This is a genomic window from Streptomyces mangrovi (assembly GCF_900114215.1).
Lineage (GTDB): Bacteria > Actinomycetota > Actinomycetes > Streptomycetales > Streptomycetaceae > Streptomyces > Streptomyces barkulensis.
Window position 1 is genome coordinate 387,442 of record NZ_FOSG01000003.1, and the last position, 25,814, is coordinate 413,255.

Here is a 25,814-nt window from a genome sequence, read left to right on the forward strand (position 1 = left end):
GGAGGCTGTCCGCAGATGTCCGAGGCGTACGACGCCGTCGTGGTGGGATCCGGCCCCAACGGACTGGTGGCCGCGAACCTGCTGTCCGACGCGGGCTGGCGGGTGCTGGTCCTGGAGTCCCAGTCCGAGCCCGGCGGCGCGGTGCGCAGCGACCGCGGCGTCCACCCCGACTACGTCAGCGACCTGTTCAGCTCCTTCCACCCGCTGGCCGCCGCCTCGCCCGTCATCCGCTCCCTGGAGCTGGAGCGCTGGGGCCTTCGGTGGAGCCACGCGCCGTCCGTCCTGGCCCATCCCCTGCCCGACGGGCGCTGCCCCGTGCTGCACCGGGACCGGGAGGAGACCGCCGCGAGCCTGGAGTCCTTCGCACCCGGCGACGGGGAGGCGTATCTGCGGCTGACGCGCCTGTGGGACAGGCTCGGCCCGGACTTCCTGGACGCCCTCCTGAACCCCTTCCCGCCGGTACGCCCCGCGCTGTCGCTGCTGGCCCGGCTGCGCGCGGCCGGGGGGCTGCGCCTGCTGCGCACCCTGCTGCTGCCGGTGCGGCGCCTGGGCGAGGAGGAGTTCGGCGGCCAGGGCGGGCCGATGCTGCTGGCGGGGTGCGCGCTGCACACCGACCTCTTCCCGGAGTCCACCGCAGGCGCGGCCTACGGCTGGCTGCTGGCGATGCTGGGCCAGCAGTACGGCTGGCCGGTGCCCGCCGGCGGCGCCGGCTCCCTGACCGCGGCCCTGGTGGGCCGGCTTCGGTCGCGGGGCGGGACGGTGCGCTGCGGCGCCCGGGTGGTGCGGGTGGTGGTCCAAGGCGGACGCGCGCTCGGCGTGCGGACCGCCGGCGGGGACGCCGTACGGGCGCGGCGGGCGGTCCTGGCCGACGTCCCCGCCCCGGCGCTGTACGGCGGGCTGGTCGACTGGGAGCACCTGCCCCCGCGGCTCCAGGACGACATCCGCCGCTTCCAGTGGGACACCTCGACGTTCAAGGTGGACTGGGCGCTGTCGGGGCCCATCCCCTGGTCCTCCCCCGGGGCCGCGGGCGCGGGCACCGTCCATCTGGCCGACGGCATGGACCATCTCACCCGCCACAGCGCCCAGCTGGCCACCGGTGTGGTGCCGGACCGGCCGTTCTGCCTGCTGGGCCAGATGACCACCGCCGACCCCACCCGCTCCCCGAGGGGCACCGAGTCGGCCTGGGCCTACACCCACCTGCCCCAGCGGGTGCGCGGCGACGCGGGCGGCGACGGCATCACGGGCCGCTGGGGGCCGGGCGAGCGGGAGGCCATGGCCGACCGGATGGAGGAGGAGGTGGAGCGCCGGGCCCCGGGCTTCCGCGAACTGGTCAAGGAGCGCCGCGTCATGGCCCCGCCGGACCTCCAGGCGCGCGACGAGAGCCTGGTCGGCGGGGCGCTGAACGGCGGCACCGCGGCCGTCCACCAGCAGCTCCTCTTCCGGCCCGTCCCCGGTACGGGCCGTCCCGCCACCCCGGTGCGCGGTCTCTACCTGGCCTCCGCCTCCGCCCATCCGGGCGGCGGCGTCCACGGCGCCTGCGGCTCCAACGCGGCCCGCGCGGCCCTGGCCGCCGCCCGCCCCGTGGCCCACTACGTCACGGGCCCGGCCCAGGCCGCCGCCCAGCGCGCGGCCATGCGGACGCGGGGCCGCCTCGGCTGACGCCTCCCGGAGCACGCCCCGGGCGCGGCGGGCGCGCCCCGGGCGCCCGGGGCGTCGTCTTCCGGCCGAGTCGGGAGCTGAGGCGCGCGGCGGCTGGACGAGGACCCGCACGTCACCGGGCCGTCATATGCCCTCGCCCGTCCTCCGCCCGGCTCCCGGGCGCCCGCCGACCCCTCTCCGGATCCGTCGGCGCGTTCCCGAACAGGGCGGACGCGGCGTTCCGGAGCGAGGCGAGGCGGAAGGTGACCGGATTCGATCGCCCCGATGTGTCCCGGTATGAACTTCGGTAAGTCGTTCGCCCGGAACCTGTTCCCGAGAGATTCAGGGAGTGTTCGACATGCGGTACGCCACCAAGGGCCTGGGACTGGGCGCCGTGCTGACCGCGGCCTGCCTGGCGGGCTCCGCGGCCACCGCGACCGCCGCCCCGACCGCCTCCGCCGCCCCCGCCGGGGCCGACAGGCCGTCCGGGCCCTCGGTCCTGGTGCTCACCGTCACCGGGGGCGAGGGTCCGGCGACGGCCCCCGAGCGGCGGAGCGCCGTGCTCACCTGCCCGCCGGGCCCCGGGGGCACCCACCCGGCCCCGGAGCGGGCGTGCGCCGCGCTGCGCTCGGTGGACGGCGAGGTCGGCGCGCTGGTCGAGACCGACACCGACCGGGTCTGCCCGATGATCTGGGACCCGGTCACGATCACGGCCAAGGGCACCTGGGAGGGCCGTGCGGTCTCCTACGAGCGCACCTTCGCCAACTCCTGCGTCATGGAGGGCGCCACGGGCCCGGTCTTCTCCTTCTGACCCCGAAACGGCGAGACCGCGACCCACGACCGCCGGCCCCCGGGCGCACCACCGCGCCCGGGGGCCGCGCTCGTGTGAACGGCTGTTCACCGGATCTTCTCCCCCGGCTCCCTTCGCCCGGCGACGACGGCGCGCGATGGTGACGTGTACACGCTCCTCAAACGTTCCCTCACACGCCTGGAGTCCGCATGCAGCGACGCACCTTCCTGAGGACCGCCTCCGCCGGCGCGGGGGCCGTCGCCTTCTCCGGCGCCCTTTGGCAGGGCGCCGCCACCGCGTCCGGCGCCTCCGCCGCGGCGGCCGGCCCGTACGGACCGCTGCGGGCGCCGGACGCCAACGGGGTGGCGCTTCCGGAGGGGTTCCGCAGCCGGATCGTGGCCCGCTCCAGCCTGCCGGTCGGCGGAATCCTGTGGCACCCGGCGCCCGACGGCGGCGCCTGCTACCCGGACGGCGACGGCTGGATCTACGTCTCCAACTCCGAGGTCCCCCTGGTCGGCGGCGCCTCGGCGATCCGCTTCCGCGCCGACGGCTCGGTCGACCGGGCCTACCGTGTCCTGGAGGGCACCAACCTCAACTGCGCGGGCGGGGCGACCCCCTGGCGGACCTGGCTTTCGTGCGAGGAGACCTGGCGCGGCCGGGTCTTCGAGACCGACCCGTACGGGCGGCGCGAGGCGGTCGTGCACAAGGCGATGGGCCGCTTCAAGCACGAGGCGGCGGCCTGCGACCCGGACCGGCGGGTGGTCTACCTGACCGAGGACGAGTCGGACGGCTGCTTCTACCGCTACACCCCCGAGGTCTGGGGCGACCTGTCGCGCGGCCGGCTGGACGTGCTGTGCGAGTCGGCCGGCGGCGGTGTGGAGTGGCGCGAGGTGCCCGACCCGTCGGCGCCGCTGTTCGGGAAGCAGACGCGCCACCAGGTGGCCGCCGCCCGTCACTTCGACGGCGGGGAGGGCTGCCACTACGCGGGCGGCACCTGCTGGTTCACCACCAAGGGCGACAACCGGGTGTGGGCCTACGACGCCGGGCGGAACGAGCTGTCGGTGGCCTACGACGCGGACTCCCCGCTGGACGGGGTCGACAACATCACCGGCACCCCCGGCGGCGACCTGTACGTGGCGGAGGACGGCGGCAACATGGAGATCAACGTCATCACGTCCGAGGGCGCGGTGGCCCCGGTGATCCGGCTCGACGGCCACGGCGACTCCGAGATCACCGGCCCGGCCTTCTCCCCGGACGGCTCCCGGCTGTACTTCTCCTCCCAGCGCGGCACCCTGGGCGACCCGGCCGGGCTGGGCGGCATCACCTTCGAGGTCTCCGGCCCCTTCCGCCGCTGACGGCTCCCGTCCCGTGCCCCGGCGGCCTGCCGGGGCACGGGACGGCCGTACGCCCGCCGTTCGCCCGCGCGCCATCCGCGCCCCCTCCCCCGGTCGGCTCAACTCCCCTACTGTGAGCGCGATTTGACCTCCCCCCACGGACGGAAGGCGGCGCAGATGGCACAGCGGTGGAGAAACCGGCCGGCAACGGCGGTGGCGGCAGTGACGGCGGCCGGGATCGGTACTGTGCTCATGGCGGCCGTGCCGGCCGGGGCGGCGGAAGGCGGCGCGCTGCCGTACTCCGGCACCACCTCCGTCGGCGTGCACAACGCCTACGAGAAGGACAAGTACACCTACTTCGCCGACGCCCTGGACTCCGGCGCCTCGCTGCTGGAACTGGACGTGTGGGCCAAGTACTCGGGCGGCTGGCGCGTGGCCCACGACGGCCCGCTGGTCAACGACAACAACTGCGAGAACGCCTCCTCCCCCGCCGAGCTGCGCTCCAGATCCCGCAACCAGAGCCTGGCCGGCTGCCTGGCCGACATGCGGGCCTGGCACGACGCCAACCCCGGGCACCGGCCGGTGCTGATCAAGATCGAGATGAAGGACGGCTTCGCCGGAGACCACGGCCGCGGGCCCGCGCAGTTCGACGCCCTGGTGTCCCGGGAGCTGGGCGACGCGCTCTACCGGCCCGGCGACCTCGCCGCCGGTCACGCCACCCTCGACGACGCCGTACGCGGCGGGGGCTGGCCCACCAGGGACGCGCTGGCGGGGAAGTTCCTGATCCACCTCATCCCCGGCACCGTCGAGGAGTCCAATCCCTTCGACACCCTGTGGACCGACCGCGAGTACGCCGCCCATCTGCGCGGCCTCGCCGCCGCCGGGCGGCTGGGCGAGGCCACCGCCTTCCCCGCCGTGCACCGCGCCGCGGCCGGGGACCCGCGCACCCGCTACGCGGACGCCTCCCTGCGCCCCTGGTTCGTGGTCTTCGACGGCGACGCCTCGGCCTACGTCTCCGGCGGCATCGACACAGCCTGGTACGCCCGCAACGGCTATCTGCTGGTCATGACCGACGCCCACGCCGTGGCCCCGGCCATCAGCGCCACCGCTCCGACGGAGGGTCAGGCGCGCGACCGGGTGGCGCTGCTGGCGGCCGAACGGGCGAGCGTGGTCACCTCCGACTGGACCCGGCTGCCGTCCGTGCTGTCCACCGTACTGCCGCGCGGCTGACGGGGATTGGCCGCCGCCCGGGCGGCCCCGGGCGACCGCCTTCCGCCGCCCGGGCGGCGGAAGGCGGTCGCCGTGCGTGTCGTTCTCGCCGGGAAGCCGTTTCCGCCGCGCGGCGGCCTGGTACGGCTGCCCCAGGCGTACGGCCCCGGAAGGCTGCCGGAGGGCTCCGGCGGGCCGCGGCGGCGCGGGCGGGCGAAGGCGGATTCCCTTCTCCGAAAGGTGTTCCATGGAACTGCTGGATCAGGGACGGCCGGAAGCGGCCGAGGCGGCGCGGGCGGTGGAGGGCACGGGCGGCAGAGGGCTCACCCGGCGCACGGTGCTGGGCGCCGGGACGGTGGCGGCGTCCCTCGCCGCCGCGGTCGGCCCGGGCCCGGTGGTGGGCGGTGGCAGTGCGGCGGCGGCCGCGGCGCCCTTCTCCACCGGGCCCGCCGCCGCGGCGCTGCGCCGGCTGCTGCCGGAGCACGCCGCGCAGTTCCGGCTGACCGCGCTGGACGCACCGGGCGGCGCCGAGCGGTTCCGGGTCGCGGGCGCGGCCGGGCGGGTGGAGGTGTCCGGCACCAGCCCGGCCGTCCTGCTCACCGGGGTGCACTGGTACCTCAAGGAGGTCTGCTCCGCGCACATCTCCTGGGCCGGGCGCAACCTCGACCTGCCCGCCACCCTGCCCGCGCCCGAGCGCCCCCTGGAGCGCTCCACCGCGCTGCCCAACCGCTTCGCGCTCAACGACACCAACGACGGCTACACCCACCCGTACGCCGACTGGCCCTACTGGGAGCGGCTGATCGACGTGCTCGCCCTGCACGGCTGCAACCAGGTGATGGTCATCGCCGGTCAGGAGGCCGTCCACCACCGGCTGCTGAAGGACTTCGGATACTCCGACGCCGAGGCCCGCCGATGGCTGCCCGCCCCCTCCCACCAGCCCTGGTGGCACCTGCAGAACCTCAGCGGCTACGGCGGCCCGATGAGCCCGGAGCTGATCGGGCGGCGCGTGGAGCTGGGCCGGCGCATCACCGCCCGGCTGCGGGAGCTGGGCATGCACCCGGTGCTGCCCGGCTACTACGGCTCGGTGCCCAGGGACTTCGCCGGGCGCGTCCCCGGCGCCCGCACCGTCGCGCAGGGCACCTGGCACGGCTTCGCCCGGCCCGACTGGCTCGACCCGCGCACCCCCGTGTTCGCCGATGTCGCCGCCGCCTTCTACCGGCACCAGCGGGAGCTGTTCGGCGACGCGTCGCACTTCAAGATGGACCTGCTGCACGAGGGCGGGAACGCGGGGGACGTGCCGGTGGCCGACGCCGCGCGCGGGGTGGAGAGGGCGCTGCGCGAGGCCCACCCGGAGGCGGTGTGGGTGATCCTGGGGTGGCAGAACAACCCGCGGCGCGAACTGGTGGACGCGGTGGACAAGAGCCGGATGCTCATCGTCGACGGCATCTCCGAGCGCACCGAGACCGTCCACGACCGCGAGGCCGACTGGAACGGGACCCCCTACTGCTTCGGCGCGATCCCCAACTTCGGCGGGCGCACGACGCTGGGGGCGAAGACCCATGTGTGGAACGAGCGCTTCCACGCCTGGCGCGACAAGCCCGGCAGTGCCCTGGCGGGCACCGCGTACCTGCCGGAGGCCGCCGACCGCGACCCGGCCGCCTTCGCCTTCTTCTCCGAACTGGCCTGGCGCGACGCCCCGGTGGACCTGCCCGGCTGGTTCGCCCGGTACGCCGGGTACCGCTACGGCGGCGCCGACCCGCGGGCGCGGGAGGCATGGCGGGCGCTGCACGACACCGCCTACCGGCACCACGCCAGGCTCTACGGCTTCGCCCACGACAGCCTCTTCGCCGCCCGCCCCGACCTCGCCGCCACCCGGGCCGGGCAGTACGGCCCCACCGAGCTGACCTACGATCCGGCGCGCTTCGACGCCGCCCTGGACGGGCTGCTGGAGACCGCCCCCGCCCTGCGCGGCGGCGACGCCTACCGCCACGACCTGGTGGACGTGGCCCGGCAGGCCCTGGCCAACCGCAGCCGGGTGCTGCTGCCCCAGCTGCGCACCGCCTACGAGGACGGCGACCTGGGGGCCTTCCGGGAGCTGTCGGCGCTGTGGCTGCGGCTGATGACGCTCACCGACGAACTGGCCGGAACCCACCGGATGTTCCTGCTGGGCCCGTGGACGGACGCCGCCCGCCGCATGGCGGCCTCCCCCGGGGAGGCGGCGGAGCTGGAGCGCACCGCCAGGGTCCTGCTCACGGTGTGGGGCGAGCGGGCCACCGCCGACGCCGGAAAGCTGCACGACTACGCCAACCGCGACTGGCACGGGCTGACGGGCGACTTCCACCTGCCGCGCTGGCGGCGGCTGCTGGACGAGCTGGACGCCGCGCTGGCCTCGGGCCGGCCGCCCGCGCAGATCGACTGGTACGCGGTCGAGGAGCCCTGGACACGGGAGCGCCGGGAGTACCCGCTGCGGCCCTCGGGCGATCCGTACGCCACCGCGCAGCGCGTGCGCGACAGCCTCGCCCGCGCGCCCTACCAGGGGCGGCTGGAGGCCGCACTGGAGCCGGGGGCGCTGGAGCCGGGCGGGCGCGGGCTGCTGACCGCCTCCCTCACCAACACCAACGGGCTGCGGGCCACGGGTCCGGTCGAGTTCGCCCTGTCCACCGGCTCCACCGGTCTGCGGGCGGTGCCGCTGGATCCCACCACCGCGGACCGCGTGCCGCCCGGCGGCCGGACCCGGGTCCGCTGGCGGGTCACCGCCCCAGGCCGGCCGCTGACCGCGCCGCTGCGGGAGCTGTCGTACGGCCTGACGGCGCGGTACGGGCCCGAGGGCGGGCGCCGGGTGCGCGCGGAGCTGGGCGGCTCGCTGTTCCTGGCCGGGCCGCTGCCGTCGGGGCTGCGCACGGTCTCCACCAACGACGCGGTCTTCGGCCGGATCGGCGAGCGGTACGCCGTGCACGGCGGGGGCGCCGACCTGTGGAAGGGCACCGCGGAGTTCGGCGCCGTGTACCGGCCGGGCGGGCTCGGCGAGCGGGGCTCGGTGACGCTGCGGGTCGACTCCCAGGCGGGGACCGGGCCGTGGGCGAGGGCCGGGATCTTCGTCCGCAACGACCTGTCGCGGGCCGGATCGCCGGGCTTCGTCAACCTGTCGGTGACCCCGGCCAACGGGGTGGTGCTGTCCTACGACTCCGACGGCGACGGCACGCTGGACTCCTACCGGCGGATCACCGGGGTGAGGGCCCCGGTGCTGCTGCGGCTGCGGCGCGCGGGGGACGGGTACACCGGCGAGCTGTCCGACGACGGCGGCGCGAGCTGGCGGACGGTGGCGACGGTGCGGGTGCCGGGCGCGGCCGGACGGCAGGACGTCGGCCCGGGCATGACCGCGGCGGGCGGCACGGCCGGCACGGTGGAGTTCTCCGGGTGGCGCACGGCCTGACGCAGGGCGGCCGGCGGGGGTGCCGGACCCGCCGGCCCTCCTCCGGCCGCCTCCCGGCCGCCTCCCGCCCGTCTCCGCAGGCGGACGGAGCGGCCGGTGGCGCGCGGCGCTCGCTAGGGTGTTCCCATGACCACCGGGGTACGCCGCAGGATGGGTGTCGAGGAGCGTCGGCAGCAACTGATCGACGTCGCACTGAGGTTATTCAGCGACCGTCCGCCCGAGGACGTCTCCATCGACGACATCGCCACCGCGGCGGGGATATCGAGGCCGCTGGTCTACCACTACTTCCCGGGCAAGTACAGCCTCTACGAGGCGGCGGTACGGCGGGCGGCCGACGAGCTGTCCGCCCGTTTCCACGTACCGCACGAGGGCCCGTTCAGTCTGCGGCTGCTGCTGGTGATGGGGCGTTACTTCGACTTCGCCGAGGAGCACGCGCCGGGCTTCTCGGCGCTGCTGCGCGGCGGTTCGGTGCGCAGCGAGGCCGTGGTCGAGGAGGTGCGGCAGGTCGCGTACGAGCAGCTCCTGGCCCACCTGGAACTCACCGACCCCGGGCCCCGCATGGCCCTGGTGATCCGCACCTGGGTCGGTGTCGCCGAGACCACGGCGCTCAGCTGGCTGGCCGACCGCTCGATACCGCGCCGGGAACTGGAGCGGCAGCTCGTCCACGATCTGCTGGCGCTGGCCGCGGTGACGGCCGCGTTCGACGAGGAGACGGCCGGAGTGCTCCGCCGCGTCGTGGATCAGGAACCCCCCGACGGCCCGTTCGCGGAACTGGTGACCAGGCTGCTGACACTCGTTCCCGGGAGGGCCGGCGACGGGTAGTTTCGAGGCCGTGACTCATGTGACCCGTGGACCGAGCACCAAGGCACCGAACCTGCGCTCGCTCGCGGCATCGGCGGCGCTGCCGCCGGGCACGCTGGTCGACCGGACGGTGCTCGGCAGACTGCCCGAGCCGCTGCTGTGGCGCGCCGACGCGCCCGCCGGGCCGGACGGCTGGGAGCGGCTGCTCCCGGTGCGGGACGCCACCGGGCTGTGGCCCGTGCTGCTGGGCACGCACGTCCGCGGGACCGCGGTGGAGGACGATCTGCTTCCCCCGCCGCGGGGCGGGGACGGTCGTGGAGGCGGTCGCGGCGGGACCGGCACCGGGACGGGCGCCGCCGGTGTGCTGGCCGCCTGGTGGCGGCGGCACGCCGCGCGGGAGCCGGGCGGCCGCAGGGCCGGGGGGATACCGGCGCTGCGGCCGTACGGTACACGCCCGCCCGAGCTCGCGCCCCCCTCGCGTGCGGGCGGCGACCCGGACGCCGCGGCGGCCGGGGCGGCCCGCGCGCTGGTGACGCGCGGCACCCTGCGCCGCCCGCGGGCGGCGCTGGTCCCGGCGGCACGGAGCGCGGACATACCCGCCGCCATCGGCTGGTCGGGCACCCTGGCGTCCGGCGAGGACTTCGAGGGGTACGGCGCGGTGCTGCGCTCCTGGGAGGAGCGTTTCGGCACCCGGGTGGTGGCGCTGGAGCCGGACGTGCTGCACCTGTCGGTGCCGGACCCGCCCCGCACCAGGGCCCAGGCCCTGCCGGTGGCGGCCGAGCACTACGCGTTCTGCCCCTCGGTGGTGCGGCAGGGCGCCGGATCGATCTCGCGCTACGCGGACAGATGGCTGACCGGCCGGAGTCTGTGGTCGTTCTGGTGGGACTGAGCACCGGCCGGGACGGCCGGCGGGTGGGGGATCGCGGGTAGGACGCGCCTGGGGGCGGGGCCGTCCGCCGACGGCCCCGCCCCCAGGTGTTCTTCGTCTACCGCCCCGCGCGGGTCACCGCGCGGTTCACCGTGCGGCGAACACCGCCACCGTGCGCGGCGGCACCGTGAAGGCGCCCTTGCCGCTCTCGAAGGCTGCGCCGCGGACCACCGTGTCGGATCCCTTCGCCTGTACCGGGTGCAGTGCGTAGGAGGCGCCGGCGAGCGAGGAGACGGTCTGCGTCCGCCGCTCGGGGGTGGCGTTGAGGACGACCACCAGATCGCGGTCGCCGTCCGCCAGTCGCATGGTGATCACGCCCGGGGTCTCCTCCTTCCCCGACAGCGGGAAGGACAGCGCCCGCTGGACCCCGGCCGCCGTGGACTGGCTGAAGACCTCTTCCGTGGAGCGGATCTCCAGCAGATCGCGGTAGGCGGCGGAGGCGCCCTGGATCTGCCCGCAGGACGGGGAGAGCTCGGCCAGGGTCAGCAGCGGCTTCGCGTACGGCCACTTGTCCTCGTTGTCCCAGGCCGGCGGCAGTCCGCGGCCGAAGCCGTTGCCGGCCTCGCAGTTCCAGTGGACGGCGTTGTACCAGTCGCCGGAGTCGTAGGAGTTGCGGTCCAGCGACTTCGAGCGCAGCAGGTCGCTGCCCGCCTGGCTGAGGGCCGGTCCCTGGGAGAGGGCGGCGGTGGCCATGGCGATCACCTGCATACGGGCCCGGTCGGCGGCCGGAGTGTCCTCGGGCAGCTTGAACGCCAGGGCGTCGTAGAGGGTCTCGTTGTCGTGGGCGTCGGCGTAGGCGAGCGCCTCGCCGGGGGCGCCGGCGTATCCGGCCGGTGAGCCGTTGTAGTCGACCTGCGAGCCGGTGACCCGCCTGCCGGAGGTGTCGGTGAAGGTGTAGTCGGCGAGGTTGCCGGACAGCCCGACCTTGATCAGGTCCTGGTAGTGCAGCAGCCGCTGCCTCTGCTCGGCCCGGCTGCCGTTGGCGTCCGAGGAGTTGGGGTCGGTGTACAGGCCGCTGGCGAAGCCCTGGACACCGGGGTCGGCGTCGAAGGGGCCGCCGCCGCGCACCGCGTCGCGGGCCCGGTCGGAGAAGGTGGCGATGCCGGTGCCGGCCATGTTCTTCTGCGTGGCCTGGACGAAGCGGGCGTCGTCGGCGACCTCGCCGAAGTTCCAGCCCTCGCCGTAGAGGATGATGCTTCTGCCGTCGACGCCGTCCTTCTCGGGCGTGAGCGCGTCCAGCGCCTCGCGGACGGCCAGGATGTTGGCCTTGGGGTGGTGGCCCATCAGGTCGAAGCGGAAGCCGTCCACCTTGTACTGCCTGGCCCAGGTGACGATGGAGTCGACCGTGAGCTTGCCCATCATGGTGTGCTCGGGCGCGGTGTTGGCGCAGCAGGTGGAGGTGGCCACCGTGCCGTCGGCCAGCAGGCGGTGGTAGTAGCCGGGCACGATGCGGTCCAGGACGGACTGCTCGTCCTGCCCGGCGGCCATGGTGTGGTTGTAGACCACGTCCAGCACGACCCGCAGTCCGGCCTCGTTGAGGCTCTTGACCATCTCGCGGTACTCGACGGTGCGGGTGGTGCCGTCGGCGTCGGTGGCGTACGAGCCCTCGGGCACGGTGTAGTGCAGCGGGTCGTAGCCCCAGTTGTAGGCGTCCTTGTCGCGGATCTTCCCGACGCACTCCTGCTGCTCGCCGGAGTCGGCGGGCAGGGCCGCCAGGTCGCAGGCGGGTTCGGCCCTCTCGGCGGCGCGCTCGGGAATGGAGGCGATGTCGTACGAGGGCAGCAGGTGGACGTGGGAGGTGCCCGCGTCCGCCAGCTTCCCGAGGTGCTTCATGCCGTCGGCGGAAGCCTCGGTGAAGGCCAGGTAGCCGCCGCGGTGCTTCTCGCTCACCGTGGGGTCGGCGACGGAGAAGTCGCGGATGTGCAGCTCCTGGATCTGCGCGTCGCGCAGCGGCGTCGGGGCCGGCTTGTCCAGCTTCTTCCAGCCCCTGGGGGCCAGCTTCGGGTCGGCCAGGTCGACCACCAGGCTCTTCTCCGAGTCGGTGGTCAGGGCGGTGGAGTAGGGGTCGGTGACCTTGTTGGTGACCACCTTGCCCACCGAGGGCGCCCAGACCGTCACGTGGTAGCGGTACGGCTTGCCCGTCCAGCTCCGGTTGCCGCGCACGCTCCACACGCCGGTGGCGTCGTCGCGGCGCATCCGCACGGTGCGGCCGTCGAGTTCGAGGGAGACCCGCTGCGCGGTGGGCGCCCACACCGACAGGGTGGGGCGTCCCTTGCGGTCGAAGACCGGGCCGAGGTCGGCCCCGGCCGCCCTGGCGCCGTAGAGGTCGTCCAGCACACCGGGGATCTGCACGCCGGTCGCCGCCAGCAGCGCGCTCTCGGTGTTGCGCTGGGTGGCGACGATCTGGCCGCGCAGGGCGGTGCGCACCCGGTCGCGGTCGCGGGGGTCGATACGGAAGGCCGGGTAGTCCTTCAGGTGCGGGTACTTCTCCTTCTGCGCGTCGCTCAGCCCGCCGGGCACGGGGTTCAGCCGCAGCCAGCGGCCCTCGTGGTTCAGTGCGCCGTCCTCGACCGCGATGGTGCCGCGGGTGTCGTAGGCGAGCTGCTGGCTGGTGGCGTCGGTGGCCTTGACCTTCCAGGCGACGGTGTCCCGGTCGATCCACTGGGCCTCGGCCCCGCCCAGGTCCAGGTCGGGCGCGCTGCCGGTGGTGGGCAGCAGGTAGCCGGGGGTGGCGGACAGCTTCCAGACCTCGCGGCCGTGGGTGGCGAAGTCCAGTGACTGGTCGGCGTTCTCGTCCTTGGTGTCGCCCTTGTGGATGATGTAGCTCAGCGAGGTCGCGCCCTCGGCCAGCGGCACCTCGAAGGTGACGCCGAAGGCGTCCTCCTCGACCGGCGTCAGGGGCTTGGACCAGTCGGTGGGCTCGGCGGCGCCGGTCCAGGTGTGCAGGCCCCAGCCGTCGTAGTCGCCGTCCGTGCGGTGGTAGTGCAGTACGGCCTTCTTCCCGTCCTGCGGCGGGTAGACGTCCTCGGGGCGCTCGGACAGCGTCTCGTCGCCGCCCTGCTCGACCCACACCTCGCCGGTCCTGGCCAGGTCGACGGTGCGCTCGGGTCCGTCCGCCTCCCCGTCCTTGGTGATGGTGAAGGACACCCTGCCCTCGCCGTCGGCCGGCCTGACCCAGGCGAAGGCGCCGTAGGCGTCGCGGCCGGTGAAGTCGGCGGTGCGGTCGCCGGCGACCAGCTTCCAGCCGTCGTAGTCGCCGTCCGTGCGCTGGTAGTGGACGACGGCCCAGTCCCGCTCGACGGCCGAGGGCTTCTCGGGCGGCGGGGCCTGGCCGGCGGTGGAGGAGGCGGTGTCGGAGGCGGTGCGGCCCCTGGAGTCGACCACGACGGCCTTGTAGCGCAGCGGCGTTCCGGCCTTCACGTCCCGGCCGATGTGCTGGGTGACCTTGTAGGGGGCGTGGTCGGCGGTGCCGAGGGTGTGCCACTTCCCGTTGCCCGTCCGGGCGGCGAAGACGACGCGGTTCAGCCCGTCGCCGTCTCCTCCCCCGACGTTCGCGGTGATCTCGACGGTTCCGGTGGCGCCCGCGGCGGGGGCCTCCAGCTCGACAGTGGGCGCGGCGGCGGGGGCGGGCAGCGGCCCGGCCGCCTTGAACACCGCGGTGGACAGGGCCGGGACGGTGACGGTGAGCTTCGCGTCCGAGCCGGTGCGCACGGTGGCGTCGCCGCCGTGGATCTGCCGGAACGCGGTGCCGGCCGAGCCGGTGGGGATCTCGACGGTGCGGGCCTCCTCACCGTTGTTGGCGGCGACGAGGTACTCGGTGCGCCGCTCGGCGTCGGTGCGGGTGAAGGCGTACACCCCGGGGCCGTCGCCGCTGTGCGCGTACCGCTCGGTCTGGACACCGTCGCGCAGGGCGGGGTGCTCGCGGGTCAGCTTCGACAGGGCGGCGATGGAGCGGTACAGCGGGTGGGAGGTGTCGTAGGCGTCCTCGGCGTGGGTGCGGTCGGTGCCGATCCGGTCGTTGTCCTCCTCGTCCAGGTAGGAGGGCACCTTGGAGGCGAAGAGGGTCTGGCGGGCGTCCTGGTCGCCGCCGGTGCCGGTGAAGCCCTGCTCGTCGCCGTAGTAGACGACCGGGTTGCCGCGGCTGAGGAACATCAGCTCGTTGGCGAGCTTCGCCCGCTTGAGCAGTTCGGCGTCACCGGCGCCGGGGTTGTCCTGGCGCAGGAAGGCGCCGATGCGGCCCATGTCGTGGTTGCCGGTGAAGGTGACCTGCTCGTACGCGTTGGAGCGGCCGGTGGTGTAGCGGTAGTCCTGGGCGAACAGGTCCGACAGCCTGGCCGCCGGACCGCCCTGGGAGGCGTAGGAGCGGGCCGCCTCCTGGAAGCCGAAGTCGAGGGTGGCGTCGAGCTTGCCGCGGGTGACGTAGGGGGCCATCTGCGCGGGGTCGGAGGAGTAGACCTCGCCGAACATGAAGAAGTCCTCACGGCCCTTCTTCGCGGCGTAGGCGTCCAGGGCGGTGGCCCACTGGGTCCAGAACTCCATGTTGACGTGCTTGACCGTGTCGATACGGAAGCCGTCGATCCGGAAGTCCTTCACCCACCGCTGGTAGATCTTCTTCATGCCCTCGACGACCTCGGGACGTTCGGTCCACAGGTCGTCCAGGCCGTAGAAGTCGCCGTGCAGGGCGCTCTCCCCGGCGAAGGTGGAGTCGCCCCGGTTGTGGTACATCTCCGGGTCGTTGAGCCAGCCGGGGACCTTCAGGTCCTTCTCGGCGGCCGGAACGACCGGGGTGCGGGGGAAGGAGTCGCGGTCGGTCTTCGGGAACCTCTTCCCGGCGGCGCGGTCGGCGTAGTCGGCGTCGTCGAAGGGCCTGCCGTCCTCGGTGAGGTAGGGGAAGGCGCCCTTGGACAGGTAGGAGTAGGGCTTCTCCTCGTAGTTCACCACGTCGGCGGTGTGGTTGGTGATGACGTCGAAGAAGACCTTCATGCCCTTGTCGTGGGCGGCGTCGATCAGCTTCCGCAGGTCGTCGTTGGTGCCGAAGTGCGGGTCGACCTGGGTGAAGTCGGTGATCCAGTAGCCGTGGTAGCCGGCGGAGGTGTTCTCCCCCTCGCCCTGGACCGGCTTGTTCTTGAAGATGGGCGCCATCCAGATGGCGGTGGTGCCCAGGCCCTTGATGTAGTCGAGCTTCTCCGTCAGGCCCTTGAGGTCGCCGCCCTGGTAGAAGCCCTTGTGGGTGGGGTCGTAGCCGGTGGTCAGGCGGTCGCCCTTCAGCCCGCCGCGGTTGTTGGAGCGGTCTCCGTCGGCGAAGCGGTCGGGCAGGACGAAGTAGAACTGCTCCCGCGTCAGGTCGTGCCGGGTGGGCTCGGCGGCCAGTTTCGCGTCGGACGGCGGCGGTGCGGCCTTGGCGGGGGCCGCCGCGGTGATGAGCGTCGCCAGGAGCGCGGCCGCGATGCTCGCGGCCGCTCCTCTGCGCGCCAGGGGACCTGTCACGGGTCGCTCTCCTCGGGTGCGGTGATCTGTGCGTGGTGCGTGGTGCGCGGTGCGCGGTGTCGCGCTGTATGCGGGGGATGACCTGTGGGGGGGAGTCCGGACGGCCGGCTGGAGGACCGGAGGGAGGGCCGTGGGCCGCCCGGCCCGGCGGCGGGGAAGTGAGCCGGGGTCCGGGCGGCCGTCTCATGGCCGGCGCGGGAGCCGGCGCCGGGTCCGCTGGGGGCCGGCGCCGTGCGCGGGTCAGCCGCGCCAGGTGTCGTTCAGGACGACCCTGCCGTCGGCGGGGACGGTGGCGGTGCGGTTGGCCCCGCTCTCCCAGGTGACGTTGCCGCCGGCGTCCTTGCGTATGTACTTGTACTCGAAGGACGTTCCGGCCGGCAGGTCCACGTCCAGCTTCCACACCGGGTAGCCCGACGGGTCCAGCTTGGGGGCACTGGCGGCGTTCCAGTCGCCCAGCTCGGCACGGTTGCCGACGACGTGGATGTTCTGGCCCATCGTGGTGGTGGCGCTGACGTTGAACGAGGCGCCGTCGGCGGTGTCCCCGCCATCGCCGGAGCCGCCGCCGGAGCAGGTGCGGGCGCCGGTGTGCAGGGCCAGGGCGGTGTTGGCGCCGAGGGTGGCGGTGAACCGGCCCGAGCCGTCGACGGTCACCTTCCTGCCGCTCTGGACGTCGCAGTAGTCACCCGACGGCAGGGAGGTCTGGAACGTGCGCGAGAGCGAGGAGCCCTCGTGGTTGATGGCGACGTACGCCTTGGAGCCGCGGCCGAAGGCGATGGCGTCGTTGCCGTTGTCCCACCAGTTGGTGACGGCCTGTCCGCGCGAGACGTTGCGGAAGGCGACCATGGAGGAGATCTCGCGCCAGGCGTGCTGGCACTTCCATCCTCCGCTGTAGCAGGCGGTCACGTTGCCGCCGCTCGGCGGACCGGCGTCCTTGTCCGACCACTCGTAGCCGGAGTGGACGTCCGGGGAGCCGTAGGGCCAGGCCAGCATGAAGACGTTGGCCAGGGTGTAGTTGGCGCCGTCCTTGTAGTTGAGGGTGTCGCCGACGCGCTCGGTGTCGTGGTTCTCCACGAAGACCCCGGACTTGCCGGACTCCATGAAGCCCCAGCCCTCGCCGAAGTTCTTCAGGTGGGCGAGCTTGTCGCTGTTGAACACCCGCTTGAGCTCGCGGCCGTAGCGGAACTCCTGGACGTCCCCGCTGCCGAGGTACTCGGTGGGCGAGACCGCCTCGCCGGCGCCGTGGATGGCCTCGTGCTTCCAGTAGACGTTCGGGTCGGACAGCCGGGACTTGATGGCGGCCAGGTCGGTGGCGGGCATGTGCTTGGCGGCGTCGACGCGGAAACCGTCCACGCCCAGGGAGAGCAGGTCGTTCAGGTAGGCGGCGATGCGGCCCCGGACGTAGTCCTCGCCGGTGTCGAGGTCGGCCAGGCCCACCAGTTCACAGTTCTGGACGTTGCCCCGGTCCCGGTAGTTGTTCACCTCCGACCGGCAGTCGTCCATGTCCCGGCCGCTGTAGATACCGGGGTAGTCGTACTTGGCGAACGATGTGCCGCCGGTTCCGGTGCCGCTCGCGTGGGCGGACATGTGGTTGATGACCGCGTCGGCGACGACCTTCACACCGGCCGCGTGGCAGGTGTCGATCATGTTCTTGAAGGACGCGCGGTCGCCGAGCCTGCCGGCGATCCTGTAGCTGACGGGCTGGTAGGACGTCCACCACTGGCTGCCCTGGATGTGCTCCTGGGGCGGCGAGGTCTGGACGTATCCGTAGCCGGCCGGGCCGAGGGTGTCGGTGCAGGCCCTGGCGATCGAGTCGAAGCGCCACTGGAACATCACGGCGGTGACGTCCTTGGTCCCGGGCGGCGCCGCCTGCGCCGGTCCGGGAACGGCGATGAGGGAGCCTGCCATGCCCGCGACAAGCGCGAGCGTGGCGGCCGCTGATCTCCTGGCCACGTTTCCTCCTGTGGGGGAAGCAGATGCGAGTACCTGCCCGGGGGCAACGCGCCGCGCCCGTGAGGCGGTGGAGCAGTGAATTCTCTTGCTGCAAGAAGACTGAAAGAGCCTGAAAGTCTTCGCGCAGGAGACCGTAGACGGACCCCGGAGGGGCGTCAAGGCTTTGGACATCTCCGGGAAACACAGCCGTCGTCTCCGTGCAATCTCTTTCGCAAGGGATTGCACAGTGCTACGTTCGACCACACTCCCGGTCCGGTCGGCCGGGGGACCAGGCACATGGCCCCCACGCGCCCGGCCGGCCGGGCCGGGGTGCCCGCGTACCAACCCGCCGCCCACGGTGTTCCGCCGGGCACACCATCGGACACACCGCCGGGCGCCGGCGGGCACCCGGCGGCGGGCTGTCAGGTCACACACCGCCGGGTGCCCGCCGGCGCCCGGCGGTACGTGTCGGGTTCTGCGCCCGCCCCTATGTCTGCTGCGGCGGCGGAGCCGTCGAGCCCCTCACCACCAGCTCGGGCTGGAAGACGAACTCCGAGTGCTGGACGGGGTTCCCCCCGATCTCCTCCAGCAGGGCGTTCACCGCCGCGCTCGCCATGGCCTTGACCGGCTGGCGCACGGTGGTCAGCGGCGGGTCGGTGAAGGCGATCAGCTCGGAGTCGTCGAAGCCGACCACCGACAGCTCGCGCGGGACCTCCAGCCCGCGCTGCCGGGCCGCCCGCACCACGCCCAGCGCCATCAGGTCGCTGCCGCAGACCACCCCCGTGCAGCCGGCGCTGATCAGCGCGCCCGCCGCGGCGTGGCCGCCCTCCAGGGTGAACAGCGTGTGCTGGACCTGCTCGCGCACCCGCGCCGCGGGCACGCCCTGCTCGATCAGCGCCGCCGTGAAACCCTCCGCCTTCCGCCGTACGGGGACGTACCGGACGGGGCCGACCGCCAGGCCGATCCGCAGCGGATCGTGGCCCAGGTCCACCAGATGACGTACCGCCATCCGGGCCGCCGCCCGGTCGTCGGGCGACACGAAGGGGGCGCTGACGTGCTCGTTGAATCCGTTGATGAGCACGAACGGCACCCCCCGCCCGGACAGCCGCACATAGCGGCCCGGGTCCGCGGTGGTGTCGGCGTGCAACCCGGAGAGGAAGACGATGCCGTTGACGCCCCGCTCGACGAGCTGGTCGACCAGCTCGTCCTCGGTGGCGCCGCCGGGCATCTGGGTGCACAGCACCGGGGTGTAGCCGTGCCCGGCCAGGACCTGCTCGATGACCTGGGCGAACGCCGGGAAGATCGGGTTGGTCAGCTCCGGGATGACCAGCCCGATCAGTCCGGCGCTGCGCTGCCGCAGCCGCACCGGCCGCTCGTACCCCAGCACGTCCAGGGCCGCCAGCACCTTCTGCCGGGTGCCGGCCGCCACGCCCGCCTTGCCGTTGAGCACACGGCTGACCGTGGCCTCGCTGACCGAGGCCTGGGCCGCGATGTCGGCCAGACGGGCAGTCCCGGAGGTACCGCCGGGGACGCTGCCGGGGACGGCGCCCGCGGCCGGACCCCCTTGCTGGGGGACCGGCGCGGGCGCCGTACCGGTCTCGCTCATACCTCCCACCAGACGGTGGTGTCGGCCGGGATCGCCCCGCCTTCGTACTCTCCGCTGGCCAGCAGCGCCCGGCCGGGCGCCGCGGACAGCTCCACGGGCCGGTCGGTGGTGTTGGCCGTGCAGATCAGGTCGCGGCCGGAGCCGTCGGCCGCCCGGCGGCGGAAGGCCAGCACGCCGGCGGGGAAGTCCTCCAGCCACTCCACGCTCTCGCCCGCGCCCAGCGCCGGGTGCTCGCGGCGCACCGCCAGCGCGCTGCGGTACAGCTCCAGCGTGGAGGTGGGGTCGCCGGTCTGCTCCTCGACCGACAGCTCGGCCCACTGCCCGGGCTGGGGCAGCCAGCTTCCGCCGGAGCCGAAGCCGTGGCTGGAACCGGCCCGCGTCCACGGGATGGGCACGCGGCAGCCGTCGCGCAGGCCGTCCTGGCCGTTGTCCTTGAAGAAGGACGGGTCCTGGCGCACCTCGTCGGGCAGGTCGGCGACCTCCGGCAGGCCCAGCTCCTCGCCCTGGTAGACGTAGGCCGAGCCGGGCAGCGCCAGCATCAGCAGCGAGGCCGCGCGGGCGCGGGCCAGGCCGCCGCCGAGCCGGGTGCGGTGGCGCACCACGTCGTGGTTGGACAGCACCCAGGTGGTGGGGGCGCCGACCGGGCGCATGGAGTCCAGCGACTGGTCGATGACCTCCCGCAGCGCCTCGGCGTTCCACGCGGTGTTCAGGTAGTGGAAGTTGAACGCCTGGTGCAGCTCGTCGGCGCGCAGGTAGAGCGCGGTGCGCTCGGGGCTGGGCGTCCAGGCCTCGGCGACGCCGATGCGCTCGCCGGGGTACTCGTCGAGGATGCGCCGCCAGGAGCGGTAGATCTCGTGGACGCCGTCCTGGTCGAAGAAGGGCAGCACCTGGTTGCCCAGCAGCTTCAGCTGGCCGGCCCGGCCCATGTCGGGCAGCCCCGCGGCCTTGACCAGTCCGTGGGCGACATCGATGCGGAAGCCGTCCACGCCCATGTCCAGCCAGAAGCGCAGCACCGAGCGGAACTCGTCCCGCACGGCCTCGTTCTCCCAGTTGAAGTCGGGCTGCTCGGGGGCGAACAGGTGCAGGTACCACTCCCCCGGGGTGCCGTCGGGGTTCTTCGTGCGGGTCCAGGCCGGGCCGCCGAAGATGGACTCCCAGTCGTTGGGGGGCTCCTCGCCCTTCGGGCCGCGTCCGGGGCGGAAGTGGTAGCGGTCGCGCAGCGGCGAGCCGGGGCCCTCGCGCAGGGCGCGCTGGAACCACTCGTGCTGGTCGGAGGAGTGGTTGGGCACCAAGTCCACGATGATCCGCAGCCCCAGCTCGTGGGCGTCGCGGATCAGCGCGTCGGCGTCGTGCAGATCGCCGAACATCGGGTCGATGGCGCGGTAGTCGGCGACGTCGTAGCCGGCGTCGGCCTGCGGGGAGGCGTAGAAGGGGCTGAGCCAGACGGCGTCGACGCCCAGGTCGGCCAGGTAGGGCAGCCGCGCGCGGACGCCCGCCAGATCCCCCATGCCGTCGCCGTTCCCGTCGGCGAAGGAGCGGGGGTAGACCTGGTAGATCACCGCGTCGCGCCACCAGCCGGCCGGCGCTCCCGAGGCGTCCGTGCGGACGGCCGGGGCCGTGCCGGTGGCGGGGGCTGATGAGTGCTGGGTCATGTCATCCCTGGTGTCGTGAGTGGGGGGACGCGAGGTGCCGGGCGGGTGGGCGGCGGGTCAGGACTTGACGGCGCCGGAGGTCAGGCCGGCGACGAGGTGGCGCTGTGCGATGCCGAAGACGATCGCGGCCGGGACGGCGATGATCACCGCGGCGGCGGTCATCGATCCCCAGTCGCCCACGTACTGGTTGACGAAGGTCTGTAGGCCGCCGGCGAGGGTGAGGTTCTCCTCGCCGGTCATGAAGGCCGACGCGTAGGCGACCTCGGCCCAGGCCGTCACGAAGCTGTAGAAACCGGTGACGGCCAGCCCCGGCTTGGCCAGCGGCAGGATCAGCCGCCAGAAGGTGCCGAAGGGGTTGAGGCCGTCCACACGCCCCGACTCGTCGATGGAGACGGGGATGGTGTCGAAGAAGCCCTTCATCATCCAGGCGCAGAACGGCACCGCGATGGTGAGATAGGTGATGATCAGCCCGACGGGCTGGTTGAGCAGGCCGAGCTGCGCCATCAGGTTGTACAGCGGCACGATCAGGATCGCCATCGGGAACATCTGCGTGATCAGCAGGGTCCACATCAGCGGGCGCATCCCGGGGAAGCGGAAGCGGCTGACGGCGTAGCCGGTGGTGGCGGAGATGAACACGCCGAGCAGCGTGGTCGCCACCACGACCACCACCGAGTTCCAGAACCAGGTCAGAAAGTAGGTATCGCCCAGGACGTGGGTGTAGTTCTCCAGCGTGAAGTTCTGCACCAGCGAGGTGGTGAAGGTCTCCGTCTTGGGCTTGAAGGACGTCACCAGCAGCCAGAAGGGCGGGAAGACCGCGGCCACGGCCGCGGTCAGCAGGCCCGCGTGCAGGGCGACGGAGGCCAGCGGCCCGCGCTCGCCGCGCCCGCGCGCCCGCCGGGGCCGCCCGCCGCCGGCCGCCGGCACGGGCGCTGTGGTGGCGGGGTCGGGGGTCGTGGTCGCGGTGGTGGTTTCCGTGGTGTCCATCGTCGTCACCACACCTCTCCCTGCTTGCGGAGCGAACGGCGGTAGAACACCGCGAAGAGCATCAGGAGCAGCAGGATCAGCACGCCCCAGGCCGCGGAGGTGGCGAAGTCGCGCGGGCTGTTGAGGAAGGACAGCCGGTAGGCGTAGGTCACCAGGATCTCGGTGGAGTCGCCCGGCCCGCCGCGGGTGAGCAGGTAGATCACCGGGAACATGTTGAACGTCCAGATGGTGCTCAGCAGGACCACCGTGCTACTGACCGAGCGGATGCCCGGCAGGGTGACGTTGCGAAAGCGCTGCCAGGCGTTCGCGCCGTCCACCTCGGCGGCCTCCAGCAGTTCCGAGGGGATGGCCTGGAGGGCGCCCAGCAGGGCGACGAGCATGAACGGCACGCCCAGCCAGACGTTCACCGCGATGACGGAGATCTTCGCCCAGGTGGGGTCGCCCAGCCAGGGGACGCCCTCCATGCCCCCGCCCTCCAGGATCCGGTTGAGGATGCCGTTCTTCCCGTTGAACAGCATCTGCCAGGCGAAGACGGAGACGAAGGCGGGGATGCCCCAGGGCAGGATGATCGCGATGCGGTACATCGCCCTGCCGCGCAGCTTCCGGTTGAGCATGGTGGCCAGCACCAGGCCCAGCAGGAAGGTCACGGAGACGCAGCCGACCGTCCACAGCACCGTCCAGCCGAGCCGGTCCCAGAAGACGTTGTCGGTGAGGATGGCCAGGTAGTTCTCGAGACCGACGAACTCGTAGGTGGCCTCGATCTCGTTGACGCCGATGGTGCGGGCGACGTTGGCCTCGTCCGCGTCCGTCAGGGACAGCCAGATGCCCCGGAACAGCGGATAGCCGATGATCACCCCGATGACGATCACCACGGGGGCCACCATGGCCCACGCGTACCAGTGCGTCGCCAGCGCGCGGCGCAGCGGTCCGGGGACCTTGCTGGACTTCTCGCCAGTTCCGCGGCCGCGGCCGCGGGCGTCTTCGCCCGCGGCCGGTGCCACCGACTGGCCGGTCTCGACAGCCATGGTCGTCGGTCAGCCTCTCCCTGAGCTCTTCCGGACCCTTACTTCCAGTCCCCGTCCTCGAGGAGCTTGGCGTACTCCTCGCCGGCCTTCTCGGCGGCGGCCTCCGGCTTGGTCTTGCCGGTCAGCACGTCGGCCATCTGGACGCGCAGCGGCTCGAAGAGGGAGTTGCCCTCGGCGATCCAGGGGCGCTCGACGGCCTTGTCCACGGCGGGCTTGAAGAACTGGACCATCTGGTTGTCCTCGACGGTCTTCTCCCCGTACACCGAGGTGCGCGTCGGCAGCAGGCTCAGCTCCTCGGTGGTGCGCTTCTGGACCTCGGCGGAGCTCATGTACTTGACGAACTCGTAGGAGGCGTCGAGGTTGTCGGAGCCGGCGTAGACGGAGTAGTTGTGACCGCCCTGCGGGGCGCCCTGGCCGGCGCTGCCGGCCGGGACCGCGGCGACCCCGAGGTTGTCCTCGTCGTCCTTGAACTGCTTGCCCGCGAGGGTGTCCTCGATGGCCCAGGGGCCATTGATCATCATCGCGACCTTGCCGTCCTTGAAGGACTTCTGCATGTTCTCCCAGCCGTTGGTGGTGTCCGTGGTCGCGGCCCCGGAGTCCACCAGGTCCTTGATCACCTCGAACGCCTTCACGCCGGGCTTTTCGTCGATGGTGATCTTCTTCGCCTCGGCGTCGAGCATGTCGCCGCCCTCGCCGTACAGGAAGGGCAGGAACCAGTACGGGTCGTCGCCACGCAGGTAGAACGGGGTGACGTCGTTCTTCTCGAACGCCTTCGTGGAGTCCTTGATGTCCTCGACCGACTGCGGGACCTCGACGCCGGCCTTCTCCAGCAGACCCTTGTTGTAGAAGAGGGCCAGGGTGTCGATGACCTGCGGCACTGCGTAGGTCTTGCCGTCGTACTGGGTGCTGCCCCAGGCCTGCGGCAGGTAGTCGTCCTTGTTGTCGACCGCGGCGGTGTCGTCCAGCGGGGCGAGGTAGCCCAGGCTGGCGAAGTCGGCCACCCAGGCGACCTCGGTGCGCATCACGTCGGGGGCGCCGGAGCCGCCGCCCGCGGCGTTCTTGAACTTGTTGCTGGCCTCACCGAAGGGGACGTTGACGTACTTGACCTCGACGCCGGGGTGCTTGTCCTCGAACTCCTCGGCGACCTTCTTGTAGAAGCCCTTCTCGGCGTCGCCCGACGTGTCCCAGAACTCGACGGTGCCCGACAGTTCGCCGTTGGCGTTCTTCTTCTCGCCGCCGTCGCCGTCCCCGCCGCCGCAGGCCGTGGCCGCGAGCGCGATGGCCGCGACCAGTGCGGTGGTCCCTATGCCACGCCGCATGTGAACTCCTCCATGATCCGGTGCCCGTCTCGCGGGGGCACTGGCGTACTCCGCGCGGGCCGCGCGGTCGCGGCGCCGGGCTGACCAGGAACGTAACAGCGGGGCAATCTTTTAGAAAGACCTTGCGGCAACTTTCTGCAAACGAGTCTGCAACGACTTCCGCAAGAAGTTGCACCCCTGCTACCTTCCTCCGCGTTCCACTGCGGATCCTCCGCTTGAGGACAGACGGGAAGAGCACGATGGAAAGTCACATACACCCCGACACGTCCGATTCGACCGGACGGGCCGCCCGACGCGGCAGGACCGCCGCGCTGGCCGCCGCCCTCTCCCTGACCCTGACGGCCACCGCCTGCACGGTCCTCGGCGGCTCCGCCGAGGACGACACCTCCGCCGCCTCCGGCAGCGTCACCTGGTGGGACACCTCGGGTGAGGCCGAGGCCCCGCACTTCGCGAAGCTCGTCGCCGCCTTCGAGAAGAAGCACCCGCAGATCGACGTCGAGCACGTCACCGTCCCCTTCGACCAGGCCCAGCAGAAGTTCCTGGACGCCGTCGAGTCCGGCCAGGGCATACCCGACGTGCTGCGCGCGGACGTCGGCTGGACGATCGGCTTCGCCGCCGAGGGCCATCTGGCCGACCTCACCGGCACCCCCGCCCTGGACGCCGACATGTCCGGTTTCCTGCCGACCACCACCGCGAGCGTGACGCTGGAGAACGGCGGCGTCTACGGTGTCCCCCAGGTGACCGACACCCTCGCCCTGCTCTACAACCGCCGGATCTTCGAGGAGGCCGGGATCAGCCGCCCCCCGTCCACCTGGAAGGACCTCAAGGGCGTGGCGCTGGAGATCAAGGAGAAGACCGGGGCCGAGGGCATCGTCCTCAACCCCGATCCCTTCTTCTCCCTGCCGTTCCTGTACGGCGAGGGGAGCGATCTGGTCGACGTCGGCTCCCGTACGATCACCGTCGCCTCCCCCGACTCGGTCCGGGGCGTGGCCACCGCCGCCGACCTGGTCTCCTCCGGCGCCGCGCCCGAGCCACCGGAGAAGGACGCCTACGCCGCCATGCAGAACGCCTTCAAGAGCGGCGGGGCGGCCATGATGATCAACGGCCCCTGGGCGACCGCCGACATCTTCTCCTCCCCCGAGTTCGAGGACCGCGACAACCTGGGCATCGCCGCCGTCCCGGCCGGCGGGTCGGGCACCGCGGGCTCCCCCACCGGCGGCCACAACCTCGTGGTCTCCGCGGAGGCGGGGAACCCCGACGCCTCGTACCTCTTCGTCAAGTACATGACCGACGCGAAGCGGCAGGAGAGCACCGCCCTCGCCCTGGGGCTGCTGCCGACCCGTACGGCCGCCTACACCGGGAAGGTGCTGTCCGACCCGGTGCGCAACTCCTTCTACCTGGCGCTGACCAAGGCCGTGGCCCGGCCCTCCCTCCCCGAGGGGGGACAGCTCTTCGTCGCCCTCCAGCCCCACTACACGGCCATCCTGCGCGGCGAGGAGACCGCCCGCGAGGGACTGACCCGCACCGCCGAGGAGTGGAGCGACGGACTGCTGCCCGGCTACGGCGTCGAACGGTGAGCCCCCGGTTCCGTCCCCCGGCCCCGGGGGACGGAACCGCACCTATCCGGGCGAACTCCCGGGTACGGTGGGCAGTCGGACACATGACCGGTACAGTCCGGT

The 25,814-nt window shown here is 72.9% G+C and carries 15 protein-coding genes; 8 read left to right on the forward strand and 7 right to left on the reverse strand.

From position 1 onward, the window contains the following. The first annotated feature begins 15 nt into the window (after positions 1-15). From BM237_RS06410 to BM237_RS06440, 7 genes are all read left to right on the forward strand, one after another. Entirely contained in the window at positions 16-1,659 is a 1,644-nt protein-coding gene (locus BM237_RS06410; protein WP_093848507.1) for a phytoene desaturase family protein, read from the forward strand. Positions 1,660-1,996: 337 nt separating this feature from the next. Further along, the gene (locus tag BM237_RS06415; protein WP_139238064.1) at positions 1,997-2,449 is read left to right on the forward strand and encodes a subtilase-type protease inhibitor; all 453 of its coding nucleotides are present in this window, start codon (positions 1,997-1,999) and stop codon (positions 2,447-2,449) included. A 188-nt stretch (positions 2,450-2,637) separates the two neighbouring features. After that, entirely contained in the window at positions 2,638-3,783 is a 1,146-nt protein-coding gene (locus tag BM237_RS06420; protein WP_093848509.1) for an alkaline phosphatase PhoX, read from the forward strand. Between the two features lie 231 nt (positions 3,784-4,014). Continuing rightward, positions 4,015-4,992 carry a phosphatidylinositol-specific phospholipase C domain-containing protein gene (locus tag BM237_RS06425; protein ID WP_245793435.1) on the forward strand — a complete coding sequence of 326 codons (978 nt, stop codon included), beginning with the start codon at positions 4,015-4,017 and terminating at the stop codon, positions 4,990-4,992. Between the two features lie 226 nt (positions 4,993-5,218). Next, entirely contained in the window at positions 5,219-8,404 is a 3,186-nt protein-coding gene (locus BM237_RS06430; protein WP_093848511.1) for an alpha-N-acetylglucosaminidase, read from the forward strand. A gap of 126 nt (positions 8,405-8,530) precedes the next feature. Then, a complete protein-coding gene (locus BM237_RS06435) occupies positions 8,531-9,226 on the forward strand; it encodes a TetR/AcrR family transcriptional regulator (protein WP_093848512.1) in 696 nt (231 codons plus the stop codon). A gap of 10 nt (positions 9,227-9,236) precedes the next feature. Continuing rightward, a complete protein-coding gene (locus tag BM237_RS06440; RefSeq protein WP_093848513.1) occupies positions 9,237-10,094 on the forward strand; it encodes a DUF4253 domain-containing protein in 858 nt (285 codons plus the stop codon). A gap of 126 nt (positions 10,095-10,220) precedes the next feature. Here BM237_RS06440 and pulA read toward each other — a convergent pair whose 3' ends face one another. From pulA to BM237_RS06475, 7 genes are all read right to left on the reverse strand, one after another. Next, positions 10,221-15,620, reverse strand: coding sequence for a pullulanase-type alpha-1,6-glucosidase (gene pulA, locus BM237_RS06445; RefSeq protein ID WP_093848514.1), 5,400 nt, complete (start codon positions 15,618-15,620; stop codon positions 10,221-10,223). A 240-nt stretch (positions 15,621-15,860) separates the two neighbouring features. After that, positions 15,861-17,570, reverse strand: a complete 1,710-nt coding sequence (locus BM237_RS06450) for a carbohydrate-binding module family 20 domain-containing protein (protein WP_093848515.1) — start codon at positions 17,568-17,570, stop codon at positions 15,861-15,863. A 466-nt stretch (positions 17,571-18,036) separates the two neighbouring features. Next, positions 18,037-19,155, reverse strand: a complete 1,119-nt coding sequence (locus BM237_RS06455; RefSeq protein WP_093848516.1) for a LacI family DNA-binding transcriptional regulator — start codon at positions 19,153-19,155, stop codon at positions 18,037-18,039. Further along, the gene (locus BM237_RS06460; RefSeq protein ID WP_093848517.1) at positions 19,152-20,807 is read right to left on the reverse strand and encodes a glycoside hydrolase family 13 protein; all 1,656 of its coding nucleotides are present in this window, start codon (positions 20,805-20,807) and stop codon (positions 19,152-19,154) included. The genes BM237_RS06455 and BM237_RS06460 overlap by 4 nt, the downstream gene beginning before the upstream one ends. 57 nt (positions 20,808-20,864) lie before the next feature. Further along, complete coding sequence (locus tag BM237_RS06465; RefSeq protein ID WP_093848585.1) at positions 20,865-21,791, reverse strand: sugar ABC transporter permease; 927 nt, start codon at positions 21,789-21,791, stop codon at positions 20,865-20,867. Between the two features lie 5 nt (positions 21,792-21,796). Beyond that, complete coding sequence (locus tag BM237_RS06470) at positions 21,797-22,816, reverse strand: carbohydrate ABC transporter permease (protein ID WP_093848518.1); 1,020 nt, start codon at positions 22,814-22,816, stop codon at positions 21,797-21,799. A 38-nt stretch (positions 22,817-22,854) separates the two neighbouring features. After that, positions 22,855-24,135: an extracellular solute-binding protein gene (locus BM237_RS06475; protein ID WP_093848519.1), complete on the reverse strand. Its 1,281-nt coding sequence runs from the start codon at positions 24,133-24,135 to the stop codon at positions 22,855-22,857. A 239-nt stretch (positions 24,136-24,374) separates the two neighbouring features. Here BM237_RS06475 and BM237_RS06480 point away from each other — a divergent pair, with 239 nt between their 5' ends. Beyond that, on the forward strand, positions 24,375-25,712 hold the full coding sequence (locus tag BM237_RS06480) for an extracellular solute-binding protein (RefSeq protein WP_093848520.1): 1,338 nt from the start codon (positions 24,375-24,377) through the stop codon (positions 25,710-25,712). Positions 25,713-25,814: the final 102 nt, after the last annotated feature.